The following is a 22,833-nucleotide window of genomic DNA, read 5'->3' as shown; positions in this document are numbered from 1 at the left end:
GATGCAGCGCGGCTGCGCCTTGCGGGCCTGGGGACATTAAGGTTATCGCGGCTTTAGGCCTTGGCGCATAGGCTTGGGACGTGGACCTGCCCGCGGCTGCGGGCGATACTAACCCTTTCTTAAGGCTGTCATTCCAGGCAGCCTTGCTGACAAGCGAGACGCGAAGCCGGTCGGATGACGAGTTCGGATTTCCAGTTGCGAGGCGTGGGCGATCCCCGGCTGGCCGTGCACGCGACCTCGCCGCTGCCCGCCTGGCTCTGGTCGATCGACGGCACGCGCGTGCTCTGGGCCAATCCGGTCGGGGCAAGGCTGTTCGGCGCGGCCAATGCCACGGCGCTGGCGGACAGGATTTTCGGGCCCACCGACAGCCACCGCCGCCAGATCATCCGGCTTGCCGGCCGGCTGCCTCCGAACGGCGCCATCCGGCTCGAACGGCTGCGCGGCTTCGGCGCCCGGCTGGGCACGCTGATGACCTGCGCCTGTGCCCGGCTCGACTTCGCCGATGGCGGCCGCGCGGTGCTCGTCACGGCGATGGATCCGATGCTGCGCTCGATGCCGCTGGTCGAGCGGCTGCTTCGTCTCGTCGACGGCGCCAAGACGCCGATGGCGGCGTTCGCGCCCGACGGCCTGTTCGTCGGCGCCAGCGAAACGGCCCGCACCCTGCTCGGCTTCCGCGATCTCGGCGAAGCCGGCCTCGAACAGGCGCGCAGCGACGCGCTTCGCCAGGGCCGCGCCGAGACGCCGATCGGCATCGGCCAGATGGTGCTGCAGCGGGTCGGCAGCGGGGCCGACATCGGCTTGGTCGCGCTGATCGAGCCTGCGGTGCAGCAGGCGGCGGCTGCGAGTGAGGAGGTCGAAGCCAAGCCCGCTGAAGAGATCGCGCGCGAAGACATCGCTTCGTCCGAGCCTGCGCCGTCCCCTGCCCCACCCGCCGTGCCGGAGCATGTGCAAGCAGCGCCGTCGAACGAGGCGCCATCCGAAATCGCGCTGTTCGACGCCTTTGCCGAGGACGCGCCGGAAGCCACCAGGACGATCGCGCACGAACCGCCCGCAAGCGAGCCGGCGACAGAGATCGTCTCGATTCAGCAAGCCGTCGAGGAAGCAGCCGACGCCGCGCCAGAAACTCCGGTTGAAAACTCGCCGGAAGCCATGGTGTCGCCGCAGGCCGCGCCGACCGTAACCGGCATGGTCGAGCCGCCGTCGGGCCACGAAGAGCCGCCCGCACCGCGTCAGCATCCGCTGCGCTTCCTCTGGAAGGCGGATGCAGAGGGCCGCTTTGTGCTTCTCTCCGACGAATTCATCCGCCTGATCGGCCCGCGCACGGCGGCCGGCTTCGACCGCCCCTGGCACGAGATCGCCGACGCATTCTCGCTCGATCCTGAAAGCCGCGTGGCGCAGGCGCTTGCCAGCAAGGACACCTGGGCCGGGATCACCGTGAACTGGCCGGCCGACGGCGGCGAGCATCTGCCGGTCGAGCTTGCCGGGCTTCCGGTTTTTGACGGCGACCGCAATTTCGCGGGCTTCAGGGGTTTTGGCGTCTGCCGCGATCTCGACGGCCTCAACCGGCTCGACGCGCTCAGGCGCTTTGAGCTGCTGGCCGAGCCGCCGGCGCCGCAAAGCCTGTCTACCGATGTGGTCGGGCCGGAGCCCGAACCCGAGCCAGAGGCGCCGCCGCCTCCGCCGATCGAGCCGCCCGCACCTGAGCCTGAGCCTGAGCCTGAAGCTGAACTGCCCGAACCCACACCCGACGCGAATTCACATCCAACCGATCCGGAAACGCCAGTGGAAACGCCTCCCAATGTCCTGCCGTTCCGAGCGCCCGGCGACACGCGACCGCCGACGCTGACGCCGGTCGAGAACAGCGCGTTCAACGAGCTCGCGCGGCAATTGTCCGAGCGCCTCGAACGCGACAAGGAAACCATCGCGGCATCGTCCGAGCCGCCGGATGCCGAGATCACGCCTGAAGCGCCGACGCCGGAGCCCGAGCCCAAGTCTGACCCTGAGACGCCGCACACGCCGGCCGAATGGCTGACCGCGCCCGCGCCGCCCGCGCACGGCCACAGCACGCGCGACCGCGCGCTGCTCGACCTGCTGCCGACCGGCATCCTGATCTACCGGCTCGACCGCCTGCTCTATGCCAATTCCGCGTTTCTCGCGCGCATGGGCTATGCCAGCCTGAGCGCCCTGGAGAATGCCGGCGGGCTGGATGCGCTCTATGTCGAGCCGGGCGTGTCGGCGGCCAGCAGCACGTCGCAAGCAGGCACGCCTGTCACGATCAGCGCGACGCTCGCCAATGGCGAAGCGCCGCTGCCGACCACCGAGGCGCATCTGCACGCCATCGACTGGGACGGCGAGAGCGCGCATGCGCTGATCTGCGCGCTGCCGCAGGCCGCGCCCGTTGCGGCTGCGCCCGTGATCGCGGAGACCGTCGTCGCCGAGACCATTGTCCCCGAGATCTTCGCGCCCGAGCCCGAGGTCGGCGAGGCCGACGCGGAAGATCTCGCCGCGATCCTCGACACCACGGCCGAGGGCATCGTCATGTTCGATGCCGAAGGCAACATCCACGCCTGCAACCGCAGCGCCGAGGCGCTGTTCGGCTATGACGGCGAGACGCTGATGCAGCAGAATCTGGTGACGCTGTTCGCGCCGGAGAGCCAGCATGTCGTGATCGACTATCTGGAAAACCTCAAGAGCCAGGACATCGCGAGCCTGCTCGACCACGGCCGCGAGGTGCTGGGACGCGAGAAGAAGGGTGGCGTCATTCCGCTCGCCATGATCATGGGCCGCACCAGGCCCGACGGCCCGAACTTCTTCGCCGTGTTCCGCGACCTCTCGCAGAGCAAGCAGGGCGAGAGCGAGCTGACGCAGGCGCGACGTCTGGTCGACGGCGCGGCGAATGCCAAGGCCGACATGCTGGCGCGGATCAGCCACGAAATCCGCACGCCGCTCAACGCCATCATCGGCTTCTCGGAGGTGATGATCTCGGAGCGCTTCGGCACGCTCGGCAACGAGCGCTATGGCGAGTACATGAAGGACATCCGCGCCTCCGGCGAGCGCGTCATCGCCATCATCGACGACCTGCTCGAGCTGTCGCGGATCGAGACCGGCAAGCTCGACCTCAACTTCGCCAACCTCAACCTCAACGATCTGGTCGAGGCCTGCGTGGTCGTGATGCAGCCGCAGGCCAACCGCGAGCGCATCATCATCCGCACCTCGCTCGGCCACGCGCTGCCGCAGGTGAGCGCGGATGCGCGCGCGATGCGGCAGATCACCATGAATTTGATCTCGAACTCGATCCGGCTCGCCAGCGCCGGCGGCCAGGTCATCGTCTCGACTGCGCTGACCGACCGCGGCGAGGTCGCACTTCGCATCCGCGACACCGGCCATGGCCTCACCGAGCGCGAAGTCGCCGCCGCGATGGAGCCGTTCCGGACGCCACCGCCCGGCGACGCCGAGGACAATTCGGCGCTGAGCCTGTCGCTGACCAAGGCCCTGGTCGAAGCCAACCGCGCCCGCTTCAACATCAAGAGCGCGGCGAACTCCGGCTCGCTGATCGAGGTGGTGTTCGCACCGGCGCTGGCGAAGGCGTAAGCGGCGACCTCGATTTCCAGCCGATGCTGCACCCCCGCGGCGGCGCTGCGGCCGGCTTCGGCCGAGCCGCGCCCGACGAAGGCTGCCACGTCTTGCAACTTATTCCCGAACGGAACCGAAGCCCCTTGTTGCGGCTTGAAGCCTGGACCAAGCGTTTCGCCTGCTGATCAGTTCGACACTGCAGATCCCGCACCCCAGTGATTTCAAATGGCCGACCGAGCGAAATCCGTGGCATCGAAGCAGCGTTCGCCCAGGCGGAGCGAGGCGGTGCGAAGCGAGGGAGGCCCGACCGCCACTGAGCGAAAGCCGCTGCCCACCGGCGCGGGCGCGCGCATGAACGCAAGGGTCGTGCTTGCCCTCGCGCTCGTCGCACTTGCGTTGTGGACGGCGGCGGGATTTCTCCCCGCGTTGATCTGGGCCGCGATTCTCGCAACCAGCCTGTGGCCGCTCTACACCAAGTTTGCAGCGCGCGTAAGCTCCGGCCGCTCCAGCCTGGCCCCGCTGGTCTTCACGCTCGTCGTCGCCCTCATCCTGTTTACGCCGATGTCACTTGCCGTCTATCAGATCGCGCAGCAAGGCGATCTGCTCGTGGGCTGGATGAAGCAGGCCGGAGAGAGCGGGATCGAAGTGCCTGATTGGCTCGCCCGCCTTCCGATCGCCGCAGAGAGCATGGAGCAGTGGTGGCGCAGCAATCTTTCCGATCCCAAGGCCGCGACCGCATGGCTGAAAAGCGTCAATGCAGACAACGCATCGGAATTGTTTCGAACCTTCGGCGGCCAGCTGCTTCACCGCCTGTTTCTTCTGTTCTTCTCGCTGGTGGCCTTGTTCGTCTTGCTGCGCAACGGCCGGTCGATCTCGGACCGCGTGCTGGAAACCTGCGATCGGCTTTTCGGTGAGGCGGGAGAGGGTCTCGCCGAGCAGATGGTCGGCGCGATCCGCGGCACCGTGAACGGTACGGTGCTGGTCGCCGCGGGCGAGGGATTATTGATCGGCGTGGCCTATTTCGTCGCGGGCGTGCCGAATGCCATCGTATTCACCATTTTGACCACGGCCTTCGCCATGCTTCCCTTCGGCGCCTGGCTGGCTTTCACCGCTGCGGCGGTAGTCCTGGTCTCAGGCGGAGGCAGCGGCTTCGCAGCCGCGGGCGTCTTCTTCTGGGGTGCGATCGTCATGCTGGCCGGCGATCATTTCGTATGGCCGACCCTGGTCGGCGACTCCGCGCGGCTGCCGTTTCTGTTCGCATTCGTCGGGATCTTCGGAGGCTTGGCTGCCTTCGGCCTTCTGGGCTTGTTCTTGGGCCCGGTGATCATGTCAGCCTTGCTGGTGGTCTGGCGCGAGTGGGTGTTCCGACCTGTCGCGCACGAGAAGAACGGCTGAAAGCAAAAGGCACGGCGCTTGCGACGCCGTGCCTTCCGCATTCATAGCACCCGAGCTCAGCTGTAGATTTCGAACAGTCCGGCGCCGCCCTGGCCGCCGCCGATGCACATTGTCACGACGCCCCACTTGGTCTTGCGGCGCTTGCCTTCCTGGAGGATGTGGCCGGTGAGACGCGCGCCGGTCATGCCGAAGGGATGGCCGATCGGCGCTGGCGAAGGCGTAAGGCGAGATCAGGCTGGGACTGGACTGGCGGCTGCCTTTGCGTGGTGGCGCAACCCGCTCGGACATGTAGTATGGCCCTGCCGGAGCGGGGTACCAAATTGGACGGAATCAATCTTCACGATCCCCTCTTCGCCACCTATGTCGTTGCCGCCAGCTTGATCATCCTCAAGGCCGTGGCGATGTCGTGGCTCACCGTCGTCCGGATGGTGAGGGCCCAGGGCGGCTACCGTTCGCCGGAGGACATCCAGAAGACACGACTGAATCCCGCGCCCGATCCGGCGCAGCTTCTTCCCAACGAAGATGTGGAGCGGATCCGCCGGATCCAGATGAACGATCTCGAGAGCCTGCCGTATTTCCTGGTCGCGGGCTTTCTTTATGTTCTCACAAAGCCGTCGCTGCTTCTCGCGCAATGCCTGCTCTACGGCTACGTTGCCTCACGCCTGCTGCATTTTCTCGCCTATCTCACCGGGCAAATTCACGACATTCGCGCAATGCTGTGGACCGTCGGCTCGGTCATCCTGGTCTTCATGACCATGCGCACGCTGCTCGTTGCACTCGGCGCTTGAGGCTCAGTCGGCCACGCCGGCTATCTGCTGGGCCGAAAGGTAGCGTTCAAGCGCCTCGTGCTGCTTGAAAAAGCGCATGGCGCGCAGATCGCGGATCGTCGTTTTTTGTGCCGCATCGCGAACCCGGGTGACCTCGCGGGCTTCCTCCAGCCGGCCGACCCCGACCAGGTTTGCCGCGAGCATGCGATGCCCGGTGCCGTTGCTCGGATTGTGCCGAACCGACTTGCGCGCCCAGGCAACGCCCTCCTCGTACTGCCCGAGGGCAAAGTAGGACGCGGTCAATCCCGTCATCCACATATGGAGCATGCTGTCCTCGGGGCTGAGGACGAGAGACCGATGCAGGCATGCGAGTGCGTTGGCATAATCGCCTCCCATGCTGTCGATCATTCCGAGTACACCCCATGCGAAGGCCGAACTCGGATTGAGTCTTGCGGCTTCGCTGGCGTGAATGCGCCCCTGATCGTTGTCGCCGGCGGGCCCAAACAGCGTGAAGCCATAGACAGCGTGGGCGAAAGCGTCCCCACTATCCTGCTCGACGGCGCGGCGCGCCAGACCGACCGCCTCGGACGCGGCATCCGCAGACATGTTGGCGCCGAGCGGCGGAGCCATCACGAGTCCCCAAGCCAGCGCCGCCAGCGTCGCCGTTCGCTCCTGATCGAGGCTCAGAGACCGCCGAAGCAGATCGATGGCCTTGACGATACCTTCGCGGGTGCCGCCCCATAAATGGTGAAGGCCGCGCAAATACAGATCATAGGCCGAAAGATCAGTTGGCGGCTTGCGGCGTGCGCGTTCGATCTCGGCGCTACGAACGGCGGGATCGACGACTGCGGCAACACTGCTGCTGACGTCGTCCTGCAGGTCGAAGATGTCGACCAGGGGGCGGTCGTAGCGATTGGACCAGACCTGGGCCTCGCTTCCGGTATGAGTGAGCTCGGCCGAGACGCGAATGCGGTTGCCCGCCTTGCGAATATGACCGCTCAGGACGTATTGCGCACCGAGTTGCTGCGCAATCTGCCGGCTGGTCATTCCCTTGTCCCGAAGGGCAAAGCTCGATCCGGCCGCGATCACCACGAGCTCGCGAAAGCGCGATAGAGCGGTGATGATGTCTGCAGTGACGCCATCGGCGAAGTAGTCCTGTTCGGTTTCACCACCCATGTTGCGGAACGGAAGCACCGCCACGGAGGGCCTGTCGTTGCCGAACACGTGCTCCGCCTGGTGCGAAAGGTCTGCCGTCGGCTCCGCTGCCGGCAGAATGATCTTCTGCTCCTGGACCTTGCGCAATTCCGCAGCCAGGGCGGTGGTCGCCGCATCGGGCACGGTGCCGAGCTCTTGCTTCAGCAAGGCAACGACGGCCTGATAATATTTGAGCGCCTCGGCGTTGCGGCCGGCCGCGGACAACGCGCGCATGATCAGGCGGTGCGCATCCTCGCGCATGCTGTTGAGTGCATTGGCGCGCTGGCCGGCGAGCAGGGCATCGCCGGCACGTCCGTCGGACAGTTCCTGGTCGCCGAGCGCTACCATCGCGCCGACAGCCAGCTCCGATAACCGCTCGCGTTCGCCGGCCAGCCACTCGCTCCAGCCCTCAGCGTTGACCGCGATGTCATCGACGAGGCGCCCGCGATAGAGATCTGCCGCCGCGGTCAGCGCGTCACGGCTGCCCTTTCTGACAAGCCGCTCGAATTGCGGCACATCGCAGGTGATCACAACGGCATTCAACGAAATGAATTCCCCGTCACTCCTGAGAGCACTCTGACCAAGAACTTGACGTAGCTTGAACAGCGCCTGTCGCAGGTTTTGCTTCGCCTGCGCTTCGAAGTGCGATCCCCACAGCAAGGTCGAGAGTTTTTCGCGGTGCTGAGGCTGAGGTGCCGTGCAGGCCAGATAGGCCAGCAATCCCGCGAGTTTCTTGTTCGGCAAGCTGACGGCGCCGTCCGGCCCGATCAGTTCAAAACGTCCAAGAAGTGCGAGAGTAAAACTTGGGCTGGGCGCGGGTGCAGTTTCGGTCATTCCGCCTCAAAAATAAGCAGATGCGCTCACGGATATACATCCTACACGAATTGCCGCCTTAGCGAACAATATTAACGCTGCAGTGACGGCCGAGTGACGCCGGCGACGACGACAGTGGGTTCAGATCGCATCGCGACGAGATGCCGGTTGGTTGATCGACGCGGAGCAATTTCATCCGGAAGTCAGCGTGCGCGCGCATCACCTCATCATGATCGTCGTTGGCTTATTCGTGGTGCTCGCCGGATTCGACGCAGCGTTGACGACCTTTGCACACCCGGCACTCAGGGCCGCTTCGCAGTCGGCGCCGCCCGTCGCACCGCTCCTTTTCGGAGGCGACTGATCGCACGCCGGCATCACAACAGCCATCAAACAGGAGGTCGCATTGACCGACATCGCACAGCAGGGAAGACAATCGCAGAGGTTTCTCGCGTCCGACCAAGAACAGCGATTGGTTGCGATGTGGAGACTTGGAGTGGTCGCCTTCTATGGCTCGCTCATGGCGCTGGTGATTGCCTTCGCGGCAATAAGCAAGGCGCCCCGAGAGCGCCAAGCCAACCTCGCCTCCAATGATTTCGTCACCCACTACATTTCGAACCCGCCGACACCGGTAGGCGATCGGGACGAGCGACAGCGAAGCATATGAGGACAATCGTGAACAATCACAACCGTGCTGCGTCTCCAATTCGGGCCAGATCTCCAGCATCGCACGACAGAAAGCGAACAGGCGGCGAGACGCGCCTGATGATCCTCGTTCTGCTGGGATTCGGCCTCGTTCACGTGATCGGCGCGATCCTCATTCAGCGCGCGTCGACCGAGCGAGGTGATCCGCCCCTGATCCTCGCTTCGCACACCGACTGACGGCCGCCACATGCAGCCGGTTCATGGGATTTGAAAACCCAGGAGGCAACATGCCAGCAATCATACGCACGATTTCCCGCACGGTCCTCTCGGTCATCGGTGCCGAATTGGCGAAGCACGCCTTCTTGTTGTGCGCAGCGTGCGTCTTTGTGTTCGTGCTCTCACGAACCTACGGCCTGGATTTGAGCGCCGGATTCTTCTGACGTTCGCAATGGTGGCCGACATGACTGAAATCTGAAGACGCATCGTCGTCGATGCGCAAGTCCTGAGGAGCTGATATGTACGTTGGCCGGATATTGTCCACGCTTGGCGGACAAGGACCCATGCTCCTGGTGATCTCGCTTTGCGCAGGGCTGGTGATCACTCCCCTCGCTCATCTCGGCTACGATCTTTTGCCCTTTTCGGCATTTCTTCTGACGCTGGGCTCGTTTCTTACGGCGGGTCTTGCCCCCTCTGAAGCCAGCATTCGTCCGCTCCTGATGGGCGTGGTGCTTGCCTGGGTTGGCCTGGTGCTGCCATTCGCTGCTGCGATTCTGCTGTCCTTTGCTCCGCTTGATCCTGCGCTGCGGGCCGGCGTTCTGCTTTCACTGCTGGCGCCGCCGGTCGGAAGCGCCGCTGCGATCGCCGGAATGCTCGGTTTGCGACCACGTCTCGCACTGCTCGTTTCCATCGCACTGACCTTGCTCACACCGATCTCGATTCCGAGTTTTGCCACGGTGCTCGGACTTGGAATTGCATTCGACATGGGCAGGCTGGCGATCCGGCTCTTCAGCATTATCGGCGCTGCAGGCCTGGTGGCCTTCTTAGCCATGAGGTTTCGTCGTCATGTGATTCCCGTTCTGCCCGATCAAAGCGCCGCCACCGGGATCGCCGTTGTCGGGCTCATGATCGTGGGGCTTGCCACCTCGCAAGGCATACGGGCGCAATGGACCAGCAACGCCCTGCGTTTCGACGTGATGCTCGCCGCGGCGATCGTGTTCAATTTCGGTCTGTGCGTCCTCGCTGCCATGACGTTCGCGAGACTGGGGTGGCAAACCGCCGGTACCATCGGTCTCGTGAGCGGAAACCGCAACGTCACGCTCGTGTGGGCAGCGGCGAGCTTCGGTCTGCCGTCGCTGGCGGAAGGTTATGTCGCTGCGTGCGTCATCCCGGTCCTCGCGCTTCCCCTCATCATCAAGCTTTGTCTTAGACTACCTTCCTTCAGCCGCTTCATCCCACAAAACCGGTGATCCAAAGAGTGCACGCCTGACCTGGTACTCAAACAAAGGGCACGGCGCTTGCGGCGCCGTGCCCTTCGCAGTCCTGCAGTCTGTCTCAGCTATAAATCTCGAACAGTCCCGCGCCGCCCTGGCCGCCGCCGATGCACATCGTCACGACGCCCCATTTGGCCTTGCGGCGCTTGCCTTCCTGGAGGATGTGGCCGGTGAGACGCGCGCCGGTCATGCCGAAGGGATGGCCGATCGCGATCGAGCCGCCGTTGACGTTGTACTTGTCGGGATCGATGCCGAGCTTGTCGCGCGAATAGAGACACTGGCTGGCGAAGGCTTCGTTGAGCTCCCAGAGATCGATGTCGTCGATCTTCAGGCCATGGCGCTTCAACAGCTTCGGCACGGCAAAGATCGGGCCGATGCCCATCTCGTCCGGTTCGCAACCCGCGGCCGCCCAGGCGACGAAGCGGCCCATGGGATTGAGGCCGCGCTTCTCCGCGTCCTTGGCTTCCATCAGCACCACGGCCGCAGCACCGTCCGACAGCTGGCTGGCGTTGCCGGCCGTGACGAACTTGCCGGGACCCCTGACGGGCTCGAGCTTGGCGAGACCTTCCAGCGTGGTCTCGGGCCGGTTGCACTCGTCGCGGTCGACGACGTAGTCGACGATCGACTCGGCCTTGGTCGCCTTGTCGACCACTTTCATCTTGGTCTTCATCGGGACGATCTCGTCCTTGAACTTGCCCGCCTGCTGCGCGGCGGCCATGCGGCGCTGCGACTCCAGCGAATACTCGTCCTGATATTCACGGCTTAGATTGTAGCGCTCGGCGACGATGTCGGCGGTATCGATCATCGCCATGAAGATTGCCGGCGCCGTCTTGAGCAGCTCGGGATCGATCGATTCCTTCGGCGTCCCGCCGCCCGGCATCGAGATGCTCTCGACGCCGCCTGCGACGATGCAGTCGGAACCGTCCGAGCGGATCGAGTTGGCGGCCATCGCGATGGTCTGGAGACCGGACGAGCAGAACCGGTTCACTGAGACGCCGCCGGTCGATTTCGGCATTCCTGCCAGCAGCGCGGCCTGGCGGCCGATGTTCGGCGCGCCATGGGCGCAATTGCCGAGATAGCAATCCTCGACATAGTCCTTCTCGACGCCGGCGCGGTCCACCGCGTGATGGATGGCGTGGGCCGCGAGCGACATGGGCGGGGTGATGTTGAACCCGCCGCGGCCGGATTTCGCGAGGCCCGTGCGTGCATAGGATACGATGACGGCTTCACGCATTGTTTTCTCCCTTTTCGAACGATTTTGACCGGTGCGTCGGTCGAGGTCTTCTCGGCGCCATTGGTACACAAAGTGCAGCGGTCGCGGGAGAAATAAAAACGCCGCCCTCGCGAGAGGGCGGCGTTGTTCCGCGGGTCGGAATATCAATGTGAGCATCGCTCTATCCACTCGTCATGCCCGGGCTTGTCCCGGGCATCCACGTTCTTTCTCCGACCGGGCAAGGCGTGGATGGCCGGGTCAAGCCCGGCCACAACGACGGAGAAAGCTCGACTAGAACGTCAGCGCCTTGACCTGCTTGACCTGCGGCAGGGCCTGCACCTTGGCGAGCAGATCGGCCGGCACCGCGCCGTCGACCTCGATCAGCGCGATGGCATCGGAGCCCGGGGCGACGCGGCCGAGATGGAAGGTCGCGATGTTGATCTTGGCATCGCCGAGCAGGCTCGCGAACTTGCCGATGAAGCCCGGCTTGTCCTCGTTGGTGACGTAGATCATCGACTTGCCGAATTCGGCGTCGACGCGGATGCCCTTGATGTCGACGAGGCGCGGCTTGCCGTCGGCATAGACCGTGCCCGAGACCGACCGCTCCTGCCGCTCGGTGGTGACGGTGACGGTGATCAGGCTTTCATAGTCGCTCTGGGCGGCGCGGACGATCTCGTCGACCACCATGCCGCGCTCCTTGGCGACGACGGGCGCGGAGACGACGTTGACCTCGCCCAGCATCGGCCGCAGCAGGCCGGACAGCACGGCGGAAGTGATCGCCTTGATCTTCATCTCGGCGACATGGCCCTCATAGGTGATCTCGACTTTGAGGATGCCGCTCTCGGTCAGCTGTCCCGCGAACGAGCCGAGCTTTTCGGCAAGCGCGATGAACGGCTTCAGCTTCGGCGCTTCTTCCGCCGTGATCGAGGGGAAGTTGACGGCATTCGAGATCGCGCCGGTGAGCAGATAATCCGACATCTGCTCGGCGACCTGAAGCGCGACGTTCTCCTGCGCCTCGGTGGTGGACGCGCCGAGATGCGGCGTGCAGATCACGTTGGGATGACCGAACAGCACGTTCGCAGTGGCGGGCTCTTCGACGAAGACGTCGAAGGCGGCGCCGGCGATGTGCTTGGAATTCAAAGCGTCGACCACGGCCTGCTCGTCGACGAGGCCGCCGCGGGCGCAGTTGATCAGGCGCACGCCCTTCTTCATCTTGGCGATCGCGGATGCGTCGATGATATTTTTGGTCTTCTCGGTGAGCGGCGTATGCAGCGTGATGAAGTCGGCGCGCTTGAGCAGGTCGTCGAGCTCGACCTTCTCGACGCCGATGTCCCTGGCGCGTTCCGGCGACAGGAACGGATCGAACGCGATCACCTTCATGCGCAGGCCGAGCGCACGGTCGGCGACGATCGAGCCGATGTTGCCGCAGCCGACGACGCCGAGCACCTTGCCGGTGATCTCGACGCCCATGAAGCGATTCTTCTCCCACTTGCCGGCCTGGGTCGAAGCGTCCGCCTGCGGAATCTCGCGCGCCAGCGCCAGCATCAGGGTGATGGCGTGCTCGGCAGTCGTGATCGAATTGCCGAAGGGCGTGTTCATCACGATGATGCCCTTGGCCGTGGCGGCGGGAATCTCGACGTTGTCGACGCCGATGCCGGCGCGGCCGATCACCTTGAGATTGGTCGCCTTCTCGAGGATCTTCGCGGTCGCCTTGGTCGCCGAGCGGATCGCGAGGCCGTCGTAATTGCCGATGATCTCGGCGAGCTTGTCCTTGTCCTTGCCGAGGTTGGGCTGGAAGTCGACCTCGACGCCGCGGTCCTTGAAGATCTGCACGGCAGCGGGAGAGAGCGCGTCGGAAATGAGAACTTTGGGTTTGGTCATGGGAATGATCCCTGATGGTCGATAAATCTGAGACCGTCATCCGCGGGCTTGCCCCGCGGATCCATTCTCTTCGATGGATGGCCGGGTCAAGCCCGGCCATGACGAGATGAGATAACGCGACGAGCGAAGCTTGCTTACGCCGCCTTGGCGAGCGTGGCCTTGGTCTCGGCGAAGGCCCAGTCGATCCACTGGGTCAGCAGCGCGACATCACTGGCTTCGACGGTGGCGCCGCACCAGATGCGCAGGCCGGCGGGCGCATCGCGGTAGTAGGCGAAGTCGTAGCCCGCGCCTTCCTTCTCGACCAGCGCCACCAGCTTCTTGGAGAAGTCGGCCTGCGCGTCCTCGGAGAGTGAGGTGATCGCGGGATCGGTGAACTTCAGGCACACCGAAGTGTTGGAGCGGATCGCGGCGTCCTTGGCGAGGAAGTCGATCCAGGGCGTCTTCGCCTTCCAGTCGGCGAGCACCTTGGTGTTGGCGTCGGCGCGCGCGATCAGCGCCTTCAGGCCGCCGATCGACTTGGCCCAGTTCAGCGCGTCGAGATAATCCTCGACGCAGAGCATCGACGGCGTGTTGATGGTCTCGCCGACGAAAATGCCTTCGTTGATCTTGCCGCCCTTGGTCATGCGGAAAATCTTCGGCAGCGGCCAGGCCGGCTTGTAGGTTTCGAGCCGCTCCACCGCGCGGGGCGACAGGATCAGCATGCCGTGCGCGGCTTCGCCGCCGAGCGCCTTCTGCCAGGAGAAGGTGACGACGTCGAGCTTGGCCCAGTCGAGGGGTTGCGCGAACGCGGCCGAGGTGGCGTCGCAGATGGTCAGACCTTCGCGGGTCGCGCTGATCCAATCGGCGTTAGGCACGCGCACGCCCGAGGTGGTGCCGTTCCAGGTGAAGACGACGTCGGACTTCGGATCGACCTTGGAGAGGTCGGGGATCTCACCGTAAGCCGCGTTGAGCTTGGTGACGTCCTTGAGCTTCAATTCCTTGACGATGTCGCTGACCCAGCCCTCGCCAAAGGATTCCCAGGCGAGCGTGGTGACGGGCCGCGCACCCAGCATCGACCACAGTGCCATCTCGACCGCGCCGGTATCGGAGGCCGGCACGATACCGATGCGATAATCGGCGGGCACTTCGAGCACCTCGCGCGTCAAATCGATCGCGAGCTTGAGCTTGGTCTTGCCGACCTTCGCGCGATGCGAACGGCCGAGCGCTGCGTCCTTGAGATTTTGGGCATTCCATCCGGGGCGCTTGGCGCAAGGGCCGGAGGAGAAATGCGGCACGTTCGGCCGCGAAGCGGGCTTCGCTACAGTCATCTTCTACCCTTCCAGATAGTAAGCCTCCCGTTGGGGGGAGGTGTCCCGCCGCGGCTGATACGGGAATCGGGAAGACCAGTCAAGGAAGTTCCGGGGCCTCACGCGCGAGTGATGGCGCTTCCGGTGCGATTTTAGGGGATTCAACGGCGGCGAGTGCGTTCAACAAGTCCGTGGCTTCGCTGATCAATTGCGCGGCGCGGCGACGGCTGCCGACTTTCAAAATGCATTTGTCATTGGCCTGCACGACGTAGTCGTTGCCGACCTTGATCATCGAATAGCTTGTCATCGAAATCCCCGAACCGATCGAGCCCGGTTTCGACGTCCCGTAGCACCGTTCGTTCCTTCACCAACGTGAACGCCGTAGCGGTGGTTTATCAGCTCTTAATATGAACGTACGCGCGATCCGATTTCGCTGATCGCGCAAGGCTCATAGCGTGCTGCGTCAAAAGCGGACAGTCATGCCGACGTGACTCGCCGTGAACCCAAGCCGCTTGTAGAAGCGCTGCGCATCTGTTCGCGTCTGATGCGTCAGCAGTTCGACCAGATTGCAGCCGCGCGCTTTCGCTTCCGTCACCGCCCATTGCACCAATTGCTCGCCGATGCCGCGGCTGCGGCAATCGGAAGCAACGCGGACGTCTTCGAGCAGACCGCGGAGGCCGCCTTGCGAGCTGAGACCCGGCAGGATCGCGAGTTGCAGGCAGCCGACCACCCTGCCCTCGCTCTCGGCAACCACAAGCTGGAGATTTTGATCGCGCTCGACCCGAGCGAATGCCTCGTAATAGGACGCAGGCAGCGGGTCTTCCACGCGCTCGCGTGCGCGCCCGAGATGATCGTCGGCGAGCATCGTCACGATCGCAGCAACGTCTTCGCGGCGCGCGGGACGAATGGAGACGGATTCGGCGTTCATTAAGTTACTCCTGCCTCAGCGCGCCTTAGCGCACCTTGGGAAGCCCGAGAAAGGTCTCGGCTTCGGCGATCCAGCGGCGGATGGCGGCATAACGACCGAGATCGAAGCCGCCTTCATGCGCAACGCGGGTATAGGCGAGCAGTGAGACATCGGCGAGCGAAACCGCATCGCCGGCGAGGAAACGGTTGCCGGAGAGATGCTGCTCCATGCGGTCGAGCGCCGCATAGCCGCGCTTGACCTTTTCAGGATCGAGCTCGGAGGCGTCCTTGCCGAGATAGACGAGCTGGAAGCGGCACACCGCGATGTAGGGCTCGTGGCTGTATTGTTCCCAGAACAGCCATTCGTCCATCTTGGCGGCAGTGAAGGCATCGCCCGGTATGAGCGCGCTGTCGCGCGCGAGATAGCGGATGATGGCATTCGATTGCGCCAGCGTGCGACCGTCGTCGAAAGCGACGGTGGGCACCTGGCCGGCACCGTTCATCTCGAGGAATTGCGCCGTGCGGCTCTCGCCCTTGCGGGTGTCGATCTCGATCCACCGGTAGGGCACGCCGAGCTTGTCGCAGACCCACTTCACCTTCAAACAATTGCCGGAATTGCTATCGCCGTAGATCCGCATCGCTGCCCCCCGCGTTCAGCGACAGAGCATCAGGACGGAGGCGGCCTGTCAATCGGCCCGCGCGGGCGCGTCAGAACTTGTAGCCGAGACCGGCGCGGACGGTGTTGATGCTGGTGTCGACCGCCGAGCTGAAGCGGATATATTCGTACTCACCGCGGAAGAACAGGCCACCGACCAGATTGACGTCGACACCAAGACCGGCGCTGTAGCCGTAGATCAAATGGTTATGCTGGGCCTCCGTCGAGCTCAGCAGCGCGAGTGGAGTATAGGTGCCGAGCTGGGTCGCGCTAATGCGGTCCTGCGCACTGACCGTGCGGATGATGTCGGCATTTCCGAGTGCGAGACCCGCAAACATGTAGGGCAGAAAGCATCCCCAGGCGTAAGCTGCGCGGCCGCGGAATGTCGCCATGTCGCTGATGTTGATCGATGACGTGGAGGTCGCCGTCACGTCGTGAAAATTGTTGTCGGACAGAGCGAGGGCGCTCACGCGCCGCTCCGAGGCCGACGCCGATCCACCGAACTTGCCGTGCAAGTAGCTGATCTCGAGGCCGAGTACGACATCGTCCCACTGGGCATTGTAGCCGACGAAAGCGCCGTAGCCGCTGGTGCGTTGTGAAGCCTTGCCAAGTCCGAGGTTCCACTGCGATACGCCCATCTCATTTTCGACCAAGGTATCGGCCAGCAACGCCGCCATCATATTGCTGGTCGAGCCTCTGAAGTTCTCGTCCGACGAGCCATAGCCGCCCTGGGCGCCGATATAGCTTCCCTGCCAGTTGACGTTGGACTTGCTCAATCCGTCGGTGAAGCTGCCGCGCAGGATCGGCAGGTCGGAGAGATCGGCCGCGTGCGCCACAGAGACCGTCCCCAACATCGCCGCCGCCAACAATAGCCTACGCATCGAACGCTCCATCGAACTCGAACTTTCGCTCGTGATCATGGCCCGTTAACCTTAACCAATGGTTGCGCCGGAGCCCTTCGTCGCCGCTCGCCATGAAAAATACGCAAAGCAAAACGGCGCGGGATGATCCCGCGCCGTTAAGAAGTCCTAACCGATCAGGCGGACGATCAGCCCTTGGTGACGAGCGGCGGCGGCATGTAGGCCGGCGGGCTGCTGAGGTCCCAACGCACGCCGAGCTTCACGTCATGCGAAGTGATGTCCTTGACCTTGATCGTCGACGCGCCAGAGATGCTATTGTCATAGGCGCGGAAGTTGCCGGGGTTCGCGTCGCCGAGATCCATGTAGCTATAGGCGAGTTCGACGGTTAGGCCAGGGCTGACCTTGTAGGCAAGACCGGCATGAGCCGCCCAGGCAAGATTCCACTTACCGTTGTCGGCGAAGTAGGTCACGCTGTTGGAGAGACCGCCAGCATTGATGCGGGTGCCGTCGTCACGGAAGCCGCTCAGCTTGTTGTACGAGCCGCCGACACCGGCGCCGATGAACGGGGTGATGCACCACCAGGTGCCGAGATCGACGTAGGCGTTGGCCATGACGACCCACTCGGACTTGCTGCCGGAGTAGTTGTTGGCTTCGAAATCGGCGGCTCCGAGCGTGACGTTGTCCGAGCCATGCAGATTGGCCTTGCCGCGATACTGGCCGATCAAATCGGTGCGGAACCAGTTGTTGAACTTATAACCGACGCCGAGGCCGAACAGCGGCGACGAATCGAAGCCGAGACCGACGGTCTGGGTCGGGAACGCCTGCGCGGTCGCGCTGTCGATGCGTTTGGCGCTCTGATTGGTCATGCCGACGTCGCCGCGCAGATACCAGCCACCGAATTCGGCGGGCGGCGCCGGGGGCGCGTACATCGGAGGGGGCGCCGCGATCGGCATGTCGGCGGCGAACGCCATCGAGGAGATCAGGGTTGCCGCACCCGCGGCAAGGAGAGACTTAACGCTACGCATTGGCTTCGTCCTTTTGGCCGGTGAGGCAATACGGCGCCTCACGTTCTGGAAACTCACGGTCGGGACGATGCCAGCAAATGTTTAAGCGCCACTTAACCCTAATTTTTAAGGTTGATTTTTTCTCAACTCACACGCGCGTGCGACGCGAGCGTTGCAAAAATGCAGCGCCAAATGCGACCTCTTCGCCGCATTTCCTAACGATGTATGAAGCCGCGTTGCAGCAAGACAGGATATATTAACGCGCGTGCCGCGGCAGCTTGGGCAGGAACACCGCAAGCAGGCCGATCGCCGGCAAATAGGCGCAGACCTGGTAGACGAACGCGATCGAGGTGTGATCGGCGAGCTTGCCAAGCACGGCGGCGCCAAGGCCCCCGATACCGAACGCAACACCGAAGAACACGCCGGAGATCATGCCGAAGCGATGCGGCACCAGCTCCTGCGCGAACACGATGATCGACGACGTCGTCGAGGAGATGATCAGGCCGATGATCACGGACAGCACCGCACTCGCGTAGAGCCCGGCATAGGGTAGCGCCAGTGTGAACGGCAGCGCCCCCAGGATCGAGATCCAGATCACGATCTTGCGGCCGAAGCGATCGCCCAAGGGTCCACCGAGAAAAGCGCCGACCGCGTTCGCCGCGAGGAAAATGAAGAGATACATCTGCGCGGCTTGCGTCGACACGCCGAAGCGGTCGATCAGATAGAAAATGTAGTAGCTCGACAGGCTCGAGACGTAGAGCTGCTTCGAGAACAGCAATGCCACCAGCACGAGAAGCGCAACGGCGACGCGACGCGAGTTCGGCGCGTCGGGATGGGCTTGAGCGACCGCGGTCTTCTTCGCCTTGATCTGCGGTTCGTACCAGCGGCCGATGCGCCAGAGGATGAGGATCGCGAGGAAGGCGATCGAGGAGAACCAGGCGATACTGCCCTGCCCGAACGGCACGACGATGAGCGCGGCGAGCACCGGTCCCATCGAGGTGCCGAAACTGCCGCCGAGTTGGAACACCGATTGCGCAAAACCACAGCGGCCGCCGGAGGCGAGCCGCGCAATGCGCGCCGACTCCGGATGAAACACCGCCGAGCCGAGGCCGACCAGCGCGGCGGCGACGAGGATGACGAGATATTGGTGGGCGGCACTGAGCAGCAACAGACCGAAGAAGGTCGAGGCCATGCCGATCGACAGCGAATAAGGCTGCGCCTTCTTGTCGGTGTAGTGGCCGACCACCGGCTGGAGCAGCGAGGCCGTGAACTGGAAGGCCAGCGTGATCATGCCGATCTGCGCGAAGTCGAGCGCGTAGGTGTCCTTCAGGATCGGATACACCGAGGCGATCAGCGATTGCATGGTGTCGTTGAGGAAGTGGGAGAAGCTGATGCCGGCCAGCACGACATAGGCCGGCCCTGCCGCTGACTTCGCCGCCGGCGTCACGTCGCTGACGATGACGGGCTCGGTCAGCGTTTCCTCTGAGACGACGACAGGCTTGTTCAATGGATCGATCCAGGCGCGGCACATTGCCGCGACCTGCTAGTTACGCTGCGCGCGGCGACCGATCCACCGCCAATCGTCGATGGCTGGGATGCGTCCGGGCTACGATCGTGCTTCGCGATGCGCCTTAAGCCGCGGCCTGCCCGAGCGCGGTGACGATGGTATCGACGACGTCCTCGACCAGGATGCGATCCTCGCCCTCGCCCATGACGCGGATCACCGGCTCGGTGCCGGAGGAGCGGATCAGCAGACGGCCGTGGCCGTTGAGCCGCTGCTCGCCGTCGGAGATCGCCGATTTGACGTCGGAATTGTCGAGCGGCTTGCCGCCCTTGTGGCGGACGTTCTTCAGGATCTGCGGCAGCGGATCGAAGCGGTGGCAGACTTCCGACACCGGCCGGCGCAGCTTCTGCACCACGGCAAGCACCTGCAATGCGGCAACGAAGCCGTCGCCGGTGGTGGCGTAGTCGGACAGGATGATGTGGCCGGACTGCTCGCCACCGAGATTGTAGCCGCCGTTCAGCATCTGCTCGAGCACGTAGCGATCGCCGACCGGCGTACGCACGAGATCGAGCCCCTGCGCATTGAGGAAGCGCTCGAGCCCGAGATTCGACATCACGGTGGCGACGATGCCCGATCGCGACAGCCGGCCGTCTTCCTTCCAGCTCTGCGCGATCACCGCGAGCAGCTGGTCGCCGTCGACGATGTGGCCGCGCTCGTCGACCAGAATGACGCGGTCGGCGTCACCGTCGAGCGCGATGCCGATGTCGGCACGCATCTCGCGCACCTTCTTCGACAGCGCTTCCGGCGAGGTGGAGCCGCATTCCTTGTTGATGTTGAAGCCGTCCGGCTCGACGCCGATCGGGATCACGTCGGCGCCCAGCTCCCACAGCGCTTCCGGCACCACCTTGTAGGCGGCGCCATTGGCGCAATCGACCACGACGCGCAGGCCGTCGAGCGACAGATCGCGCGGCAGCGTGCGCTTGGCGAATTCGATGTAGCGGTCATGCACGCCGTCGATGCGGCGGGCGCGGCCGAGGCTGGCGCTCTGGGCGAGACGCTTGTCGATGGGCTCGTCGAGCAGCTGCTCGATCTGCTTCTCGACATCGTCGGAGAGCTTGAAGCCCTGCGGGCCGAACAGCTTGATGCCGTTGTCCTCGAACAGATTGTGCGAGGCGGAAATCATCACGCCGAGATCGGCGCGCATCGACTTGGTCAGCATCGCGACCGCCGGCGTCGGCATCGGGCCGACCAGCAGCACATCCATGCCGACCGAGGTGAAGCCCGCCACCATCGCGTATTCGATCATGTAGCCGGACAAGCGGGTGTCCTTGCCGATCACGACCCTGTGGCGGTGGTCACCGCGCTGAAACGCGAGGCCTGCGGCCTGGCCGACCTTGAGCGCGAGCTCCGGCGTGATCAGTCCGTTGGCGCGGCCCCGAATCCCGTCCGTCCCGAAATATTTGCGGCTCATATCGTCCCCCACGCAACAACCAGGGATCCCCAATACAACCTCCGGGTGCCCAAGCGGGACCCGCATCCCTGATTTGCTGAGTTCTTATAAAGCCATCGCAGCTAACTTGGCTTCAAAAAATATGATAAATCATTACGGAACCCGGCGCGCCCCAGCGCCGATAACGTCTTGTTAACCTTATATTTCCAGCGGGAACGCCGGAACGGTGCGGAACCCGCTAGTCCGAGCGCTTCACATGGCCGTCCCCGCGGCTCGGCGCCGGCTGGGTGACATTGACGGGATCGGAGCCCGGAAAGGTCTCTTCCAGACCTTCCTCCAGCGCCTCCTCGAGATCATGCTTCTCCTTGATCTCCTCCGGCGTCGGTCCGGTGTGCGGCCTGGTCATGGCGCCCTCCTCTTCAAAACGATTTGGAAACGATTTGGCTGTGCATCCAACCATGCTAGATGACCCCTCGATCTTCCGATGCAAGCCTCTTCCGCTACAAGACTTCCGATGCAGACTCTTCCGATACAAGCCGGGCCGGGGAAACCTTCATGAAGCACATCACCTGTATCGACGATCTTCGCACACTGCATCAGCGCCGCGTGCCGAAGGCGTTTTTCGATTATTGCGACCGCGGCTCCTACGCCGAGGAAACGCTGCGCGCCAACCGCGATGACATGCAGGCAATCAAGTTCCGCCAGCGCATCCTGGTCGACGTCTCCAAACGCGACACTTCCACCACGATCCTTGGCGAGCCCTCGACCATGCCGCTAATCCTCGCGCCGGTGGGCCTACTCGGCATGCAGCATGGCGATGGCGAGATCCATGCCTGCCGCGCCGCGCAAGCCGCCGGTATCCCGTTCACGCAGTCGACCATGTCGATCTGCTCGATCGAGGACATCGCGGCCAGTGTCGAGAAGCCGTTCTGGTTCCAGCTCTACGTGATGAAGGACCGCGGCTTCATCAAGGAATTGATCCAGCGCGCGATCGCGGCGAAATGCTCCGCGCTGGTGCTGACAGTCGATCTCCAGGTCATCGGCCAGCGCCACGCCGACATCAAGAACGGCATGACGGTTCCGCCGGAATGGTCGCTCTCGAAACTGCTAGATTTCGCTAGCAAGCCCACCTGGGTCTCCGGCGTGCTGCAAGGCAAGCGTCGCACCTTCGGTAACATCGCCGGTCATGTGAAGAACACCGGGGACCTCAATCGCCTCGCGGAGTGGACGGCATCGCAGTTCGATACGTCCCTGAACTGGAAGGACGTCGAGTGGGTCCGCAGCATCTGGCCGGGCAAGCTGATCATCAAGGGCATTCTGGACGTCGAGGACGCCGAGGAAGCCGCCAAGACCGGCGCGCAGGCTCTCGTCGTCTCGAACCATGGCGGCCGTCAGCTCGACGGCGCGCCGTCATCCATCGAGGTGCTGCCCGAGATCGCCGAGGCGGTCGGTGACAGGATGGAGATCATGTTCGACGGCGGCATCCGCTCCGGCCAGGACGTGATGCGCGCGCTCGCGCTCGGCGCAAAATCCTGCATGATCGGCCGCGCCTACGCCTACGGCCTGGGCGCCGGCGGCCAGGCCGGCGTCGCCAAAGCGATCGACATCATCCAGAAGGAGCTGCTCACCACCATGGGCCTGTGCGGCGTCAACAGGATTGACGAGATCGACGAACATATCATTGCGATGTGATCGCCGTAGTGTGGTGAAAAGCAGCCGCTTCAAACTCAGCCGTCGTCCCGGCGAAGGCCGGGACCCATAGCCACAGCGAGTAGTTTGGCGAAGATTGGTAGTTATTTCAACCTTCGCGCGGTACTGAGACCTGCGCCCAAAGATAGATCACGCGGTATGGGTCCCGGCCTTCGCCGGGACGACACTGAAGATGTCGCCGCAGCAGCACTCTCACATCGGCGGCGTCACCCCATCGCGGCCGACATTGACGCGGTTGGCTTCCAGCGAACCATCGTCCTTCTTCACCGCACCGAAGATGATCAGCTTGGCGCCCGGCTTGAGCTCGGATTTGTCGCTGGCGACGAAGGTGACGATCGGCGTGTCCGGCGGCACCACGACTTTCTTCTCGCCGTCCTTGTACTTGACCGTGATGTTCTGGCCGTCGGTGCCCTTCACCGTCTGCGCCACGGTGGCGTTGGTCATGGTCGAATTGGCGCGCGCGTCCCAGGGACGAAAACCTTCGGCGTTG

General features: G+C 63.9%; 20 protein-coding genes and 2 pseudogenes. 8 read left to right on the top strand and 14 right to left on the bottom strand.

What is annotated here, in order from left to right; genetic code table 11:
• Positions 1-174 precede the first annotated feature (174 nt).
• A complete protein-coding gene (locus tag ABIC03_RS24245) occupies positions 175-3,591 on the top strand; it encodes a PAS domain-containing sensor histidine kinase (protein WP_354061656.1) in 3,417 nt (1,138 codons plus the stop codon).
• A 267-nt stretch (positions 3,592-3,858) separates the two neighbouring features.
• Positions 3,859-4,968 (top strand): AI-2E family transporter, encoded by a 1,110-nt coding sequence (locus ABIC03_RS24240; RefSeq protein ID WP_354061654.1) that lies wholly within the window; start codon positions 3,859-3,861, stop codon positions 4,966-4,968.
• Between the two features lie 56 nt (positions 4,969-5,024).
• Here the strand turns inward: ABIC03_RS24240 and ABIC03_RS24235 are convergent.
• Positions 5,025-5,171: pseudogene (locus ABIC03_RS24235) on the bottom strand (acetyl-CoA C-acyltransferase); the annotation flags it as partial.
• Positions 5,172-5,288: 117 nt separating this feature from the next.
• Here ABIC03_RS24235 and ABIC03_RS24230 point away from each other — a divergent pair.
• Entirely contained in the window at positions 5,289-5,756 is a 468-nt protein-coding gene (locus ABIC03_RS24230) for an MAPEG family protein (RefSeq protein WP_354061652.1), read from the top strand.
• 3 nt (positions 5,757-5,759) lie between these two features.
• Here the strand turns inward: ABIC03_RS24230 and ABIC03_RS24225 are convergent, their stop codons facing one another.
• On the bottom strand, positions 5,760-7,763 hold the full coding sequence (locus ABIC03_RS24225) for a BTAD domain-containing putative transcriptional regulator (protein ID WP_354061650.1): 2,004 nt from the start codon (positions 7,761-7,763) through the stop codon (positions 5,760-5,762).
• A 151-nt stretch (positions 7,764-7,914) separates the two neighbouring features.
• On the opposite strand from ABIC03_RS24225, the gene ABIC03_RS24220 reads away from it, so the two are divergent.
• The 4 genes from ABIC03_RS24220 (at position 7,915) to ABIC03_RS24205 (ending at position 9,850) form a co-directional block, all read left to right on the top strand.
• Positions 7,915-8,103, top strand: coding sequence for a hypothetical protein (locus ABIC03_RS24220; protein WP_354061648.1), 189 nt, complete (start codon positions 7,915-7,917; stop codon positions 8,101-8,103).
• Positions 8,104-8,145: 42 nt separating this feature from the next.
• Entirely contained in the window at positions 8,146-8,406 is a 261-nt protein-coding gene (locus ABIC03_RS24215; protein ID WP_354061646.1) for a hypothetical protein, read from the top strand.
• 265 nt (positions 8,407-8,671) lie between these two features.
• Positions 8,672-8,824, top strand: coding sequence for a hypothetical protein (locus ABIC03_RS24210; protein WP_354061644.1), 153 nt, complete (start codon positions 8,672-8,674; stop codon positions 8,822-8,824).
• A 120-nt stretch (positions 8,825-8,944) separates the two neighbouring features.
• Complete coding sequence (locus ABIC03_RS24205) at positions 8,945-9,850, top strand: hypothetical protein (protein WP_354061642.1); 906 nt, start codon at positions 8,945-8,947, stop codon at positions 9,848-9,850.
• 85 nt (positions 9,851-9,935) lie between these two features.
• On the opposite strand, the gene ABIC03_RS24200 is transcribed toward ABIC03_RS24205, so the two are convergent.
• From ABIC03_RS24200 to ABIC03_RS24150, 11 genes are all read right to left on the bottom strand, one after another.
• A complete protein-coding gene (locus ABIC03_RS24200; protein ID WP_275172497.1) occupies positions 9,936-11,108 on the bottom strand; it encodes a thiolase family protein in 1,173 nt (390 codons plus the stop codon).
• 270 nt (positions 11,109-11,378) lie between these two features.
• Positions 11,379-12,968 (bottom strand): phosphoglycerate dehydrogenase, encoded by a 1,590-nt coding sequence (serA, locus tag ABIC03_RS24195; protein WP_204512347.1) that lies wholly within the window; start codon positions 12,966-12,968, stop codon positions 11,379-11,381.
• A 134-nt stretch (positions 12,969-13,102) separates the two neighbouring features.
• Entirely contained in the window at positions 13,103-14,275 is a 1,173-nt protein-coding gene (locus ABIC03_RS24190) for a phosphoserine transaminase (protein ID WP_027520323.1), read from the bottom strand.
• Between the two features lie 79 nt (positions 14,276-14,354).
• Positions 14,355-14,561 (bottom strand): hypothetical protein, encoded by a 207-nt coding sequence (locus ABIC03_RS24185; RefSeq protein ID WP_007614735.1) that lies wholly within the window; start codon positions 14,559-14,561, stop codon positions 14,355-14,357.
• Between the two features lie 156 nt (positions 14,562-14,717).
• Positions 14,718-15,182 (bottom strand): GNAT family N-acetyltransferase, encoded by a 465-nt coding sequence (locus tag ABIC03_RS24180; RefSeq protein WP_354061638.1) that lies wholly within the window; start codon positions 15,180-15,182, stop codon positions 14,718-14,720.
• A 25-nt stretch (positions 15,183-15,207) separates the two neighbouring features.
• Entirely contained in the window at positions 15,208-15,798 is a 591-nt protein-coding gene (locus ABIC03_RS24175) for a glutathione S-transferase family protein (protein WP_354061636.1), read from the bottom strand.
• 70 nt (positions 15,799-15,868) lie between these two features.
• On the bottom strand, positions 15,869-16,696 hold the full coding sequence (locus ABIC03_RS24170) for an outer membrane protein (protein ID WP_354061634.1): 828 nt from the start codon (positions 16,694-16,696) through the stop codon (positions 15,869-15,871).
• A 167-nt stretch (positions 16,697-16,863) separates the two neighbouring features.
• Positions 16,864-17,700, bottom strand: coding sequence for an outer membrane protein (locus ABIC03_RS24165; protein ID WP_354061632.1), 837 nt, complete (start codon positions 17,698-17,700; stop codon positions 16,864-16,866).
• Between the two features lie 235 nt (positions 17,701-17,935).
• The gene (locus tag ABIC03_RS24160; protein WP_354061630.1) at positions 17,936-19,186 is read right to left on the bottom strand and encodes an MFS transporter; all 1,251 of its coding nucleotides are present in this window, start codon (positions 19,184-19,186) and stop codon (positions 17,936-17,938) included.
• 124 nt (positions 19,187-19,310) lie between these two features.
• A complete protein-coding gene (glmM, locus tag ABIC03_RS24155; protein ID WP_275172491.1) occupies positions 19,311-20,654 on the bottom strand; it encodes a phosphoglucosamine mutase in 1,344 nt (447 codons plus the stop codon).
• A gap of 217 nt (positions 20,655-20,871) precedes the next feature.
• Positions 20,872-21,039, bottom strand: a complete 168-nt coding sequence (locus ABIC03_RS24150) for a hypothetical protein (RefSeq protein ID WP_007596725.1) — start codon at positions 21,037-21,039, stop codon at positions 20,872-20,874.
• A gap of 149 nt (positions 21,040-21,188) precedes the next feature.
• On the opposite strand from ABIC03_RS24150, the gene ABIC03_RS24145 reads away from it, so the two are divergent.
• Positions 21,189-22,325: an alpha-hydroxy acid oxidase gene (locus tag ABIC03_RS24145; protein ID WP_354061627.1), complete on the top strand. Its 1,137-nt coding sequence runs from the start codon at positions 21,189-21,191 to the stop codon at positions 22,323-22,325.
• 210 nt (positions 22,326-22,535) lie between these two features.
• Here ABIC03_RS24145 and ABIC03_RS24140 read toward each other — a convergent pair.
• A pseudogene (locus ABIC03_RS24140) lies at positions 22,536-22,829 on the bottom strand (hypothetical protein); the annotation flags it as partial.
• Positions 22,830-22,833 lie beyond the last annotated feature (4 nt).

Source organism: Bradyrhizobium sp. RT6a (assembly GCF_040547675.1).
Taxonomy (GTDB): Bacteria; Pseudomonadota; Alphaproteobacteria; order Rhizobiales; family Xanthobacteraceae; genus Bradyrhizobium.
Note: the sequence above shows the minus strand (reverse complement) of the source record. Positions and strands in the feature narration are given on the sequence as shown.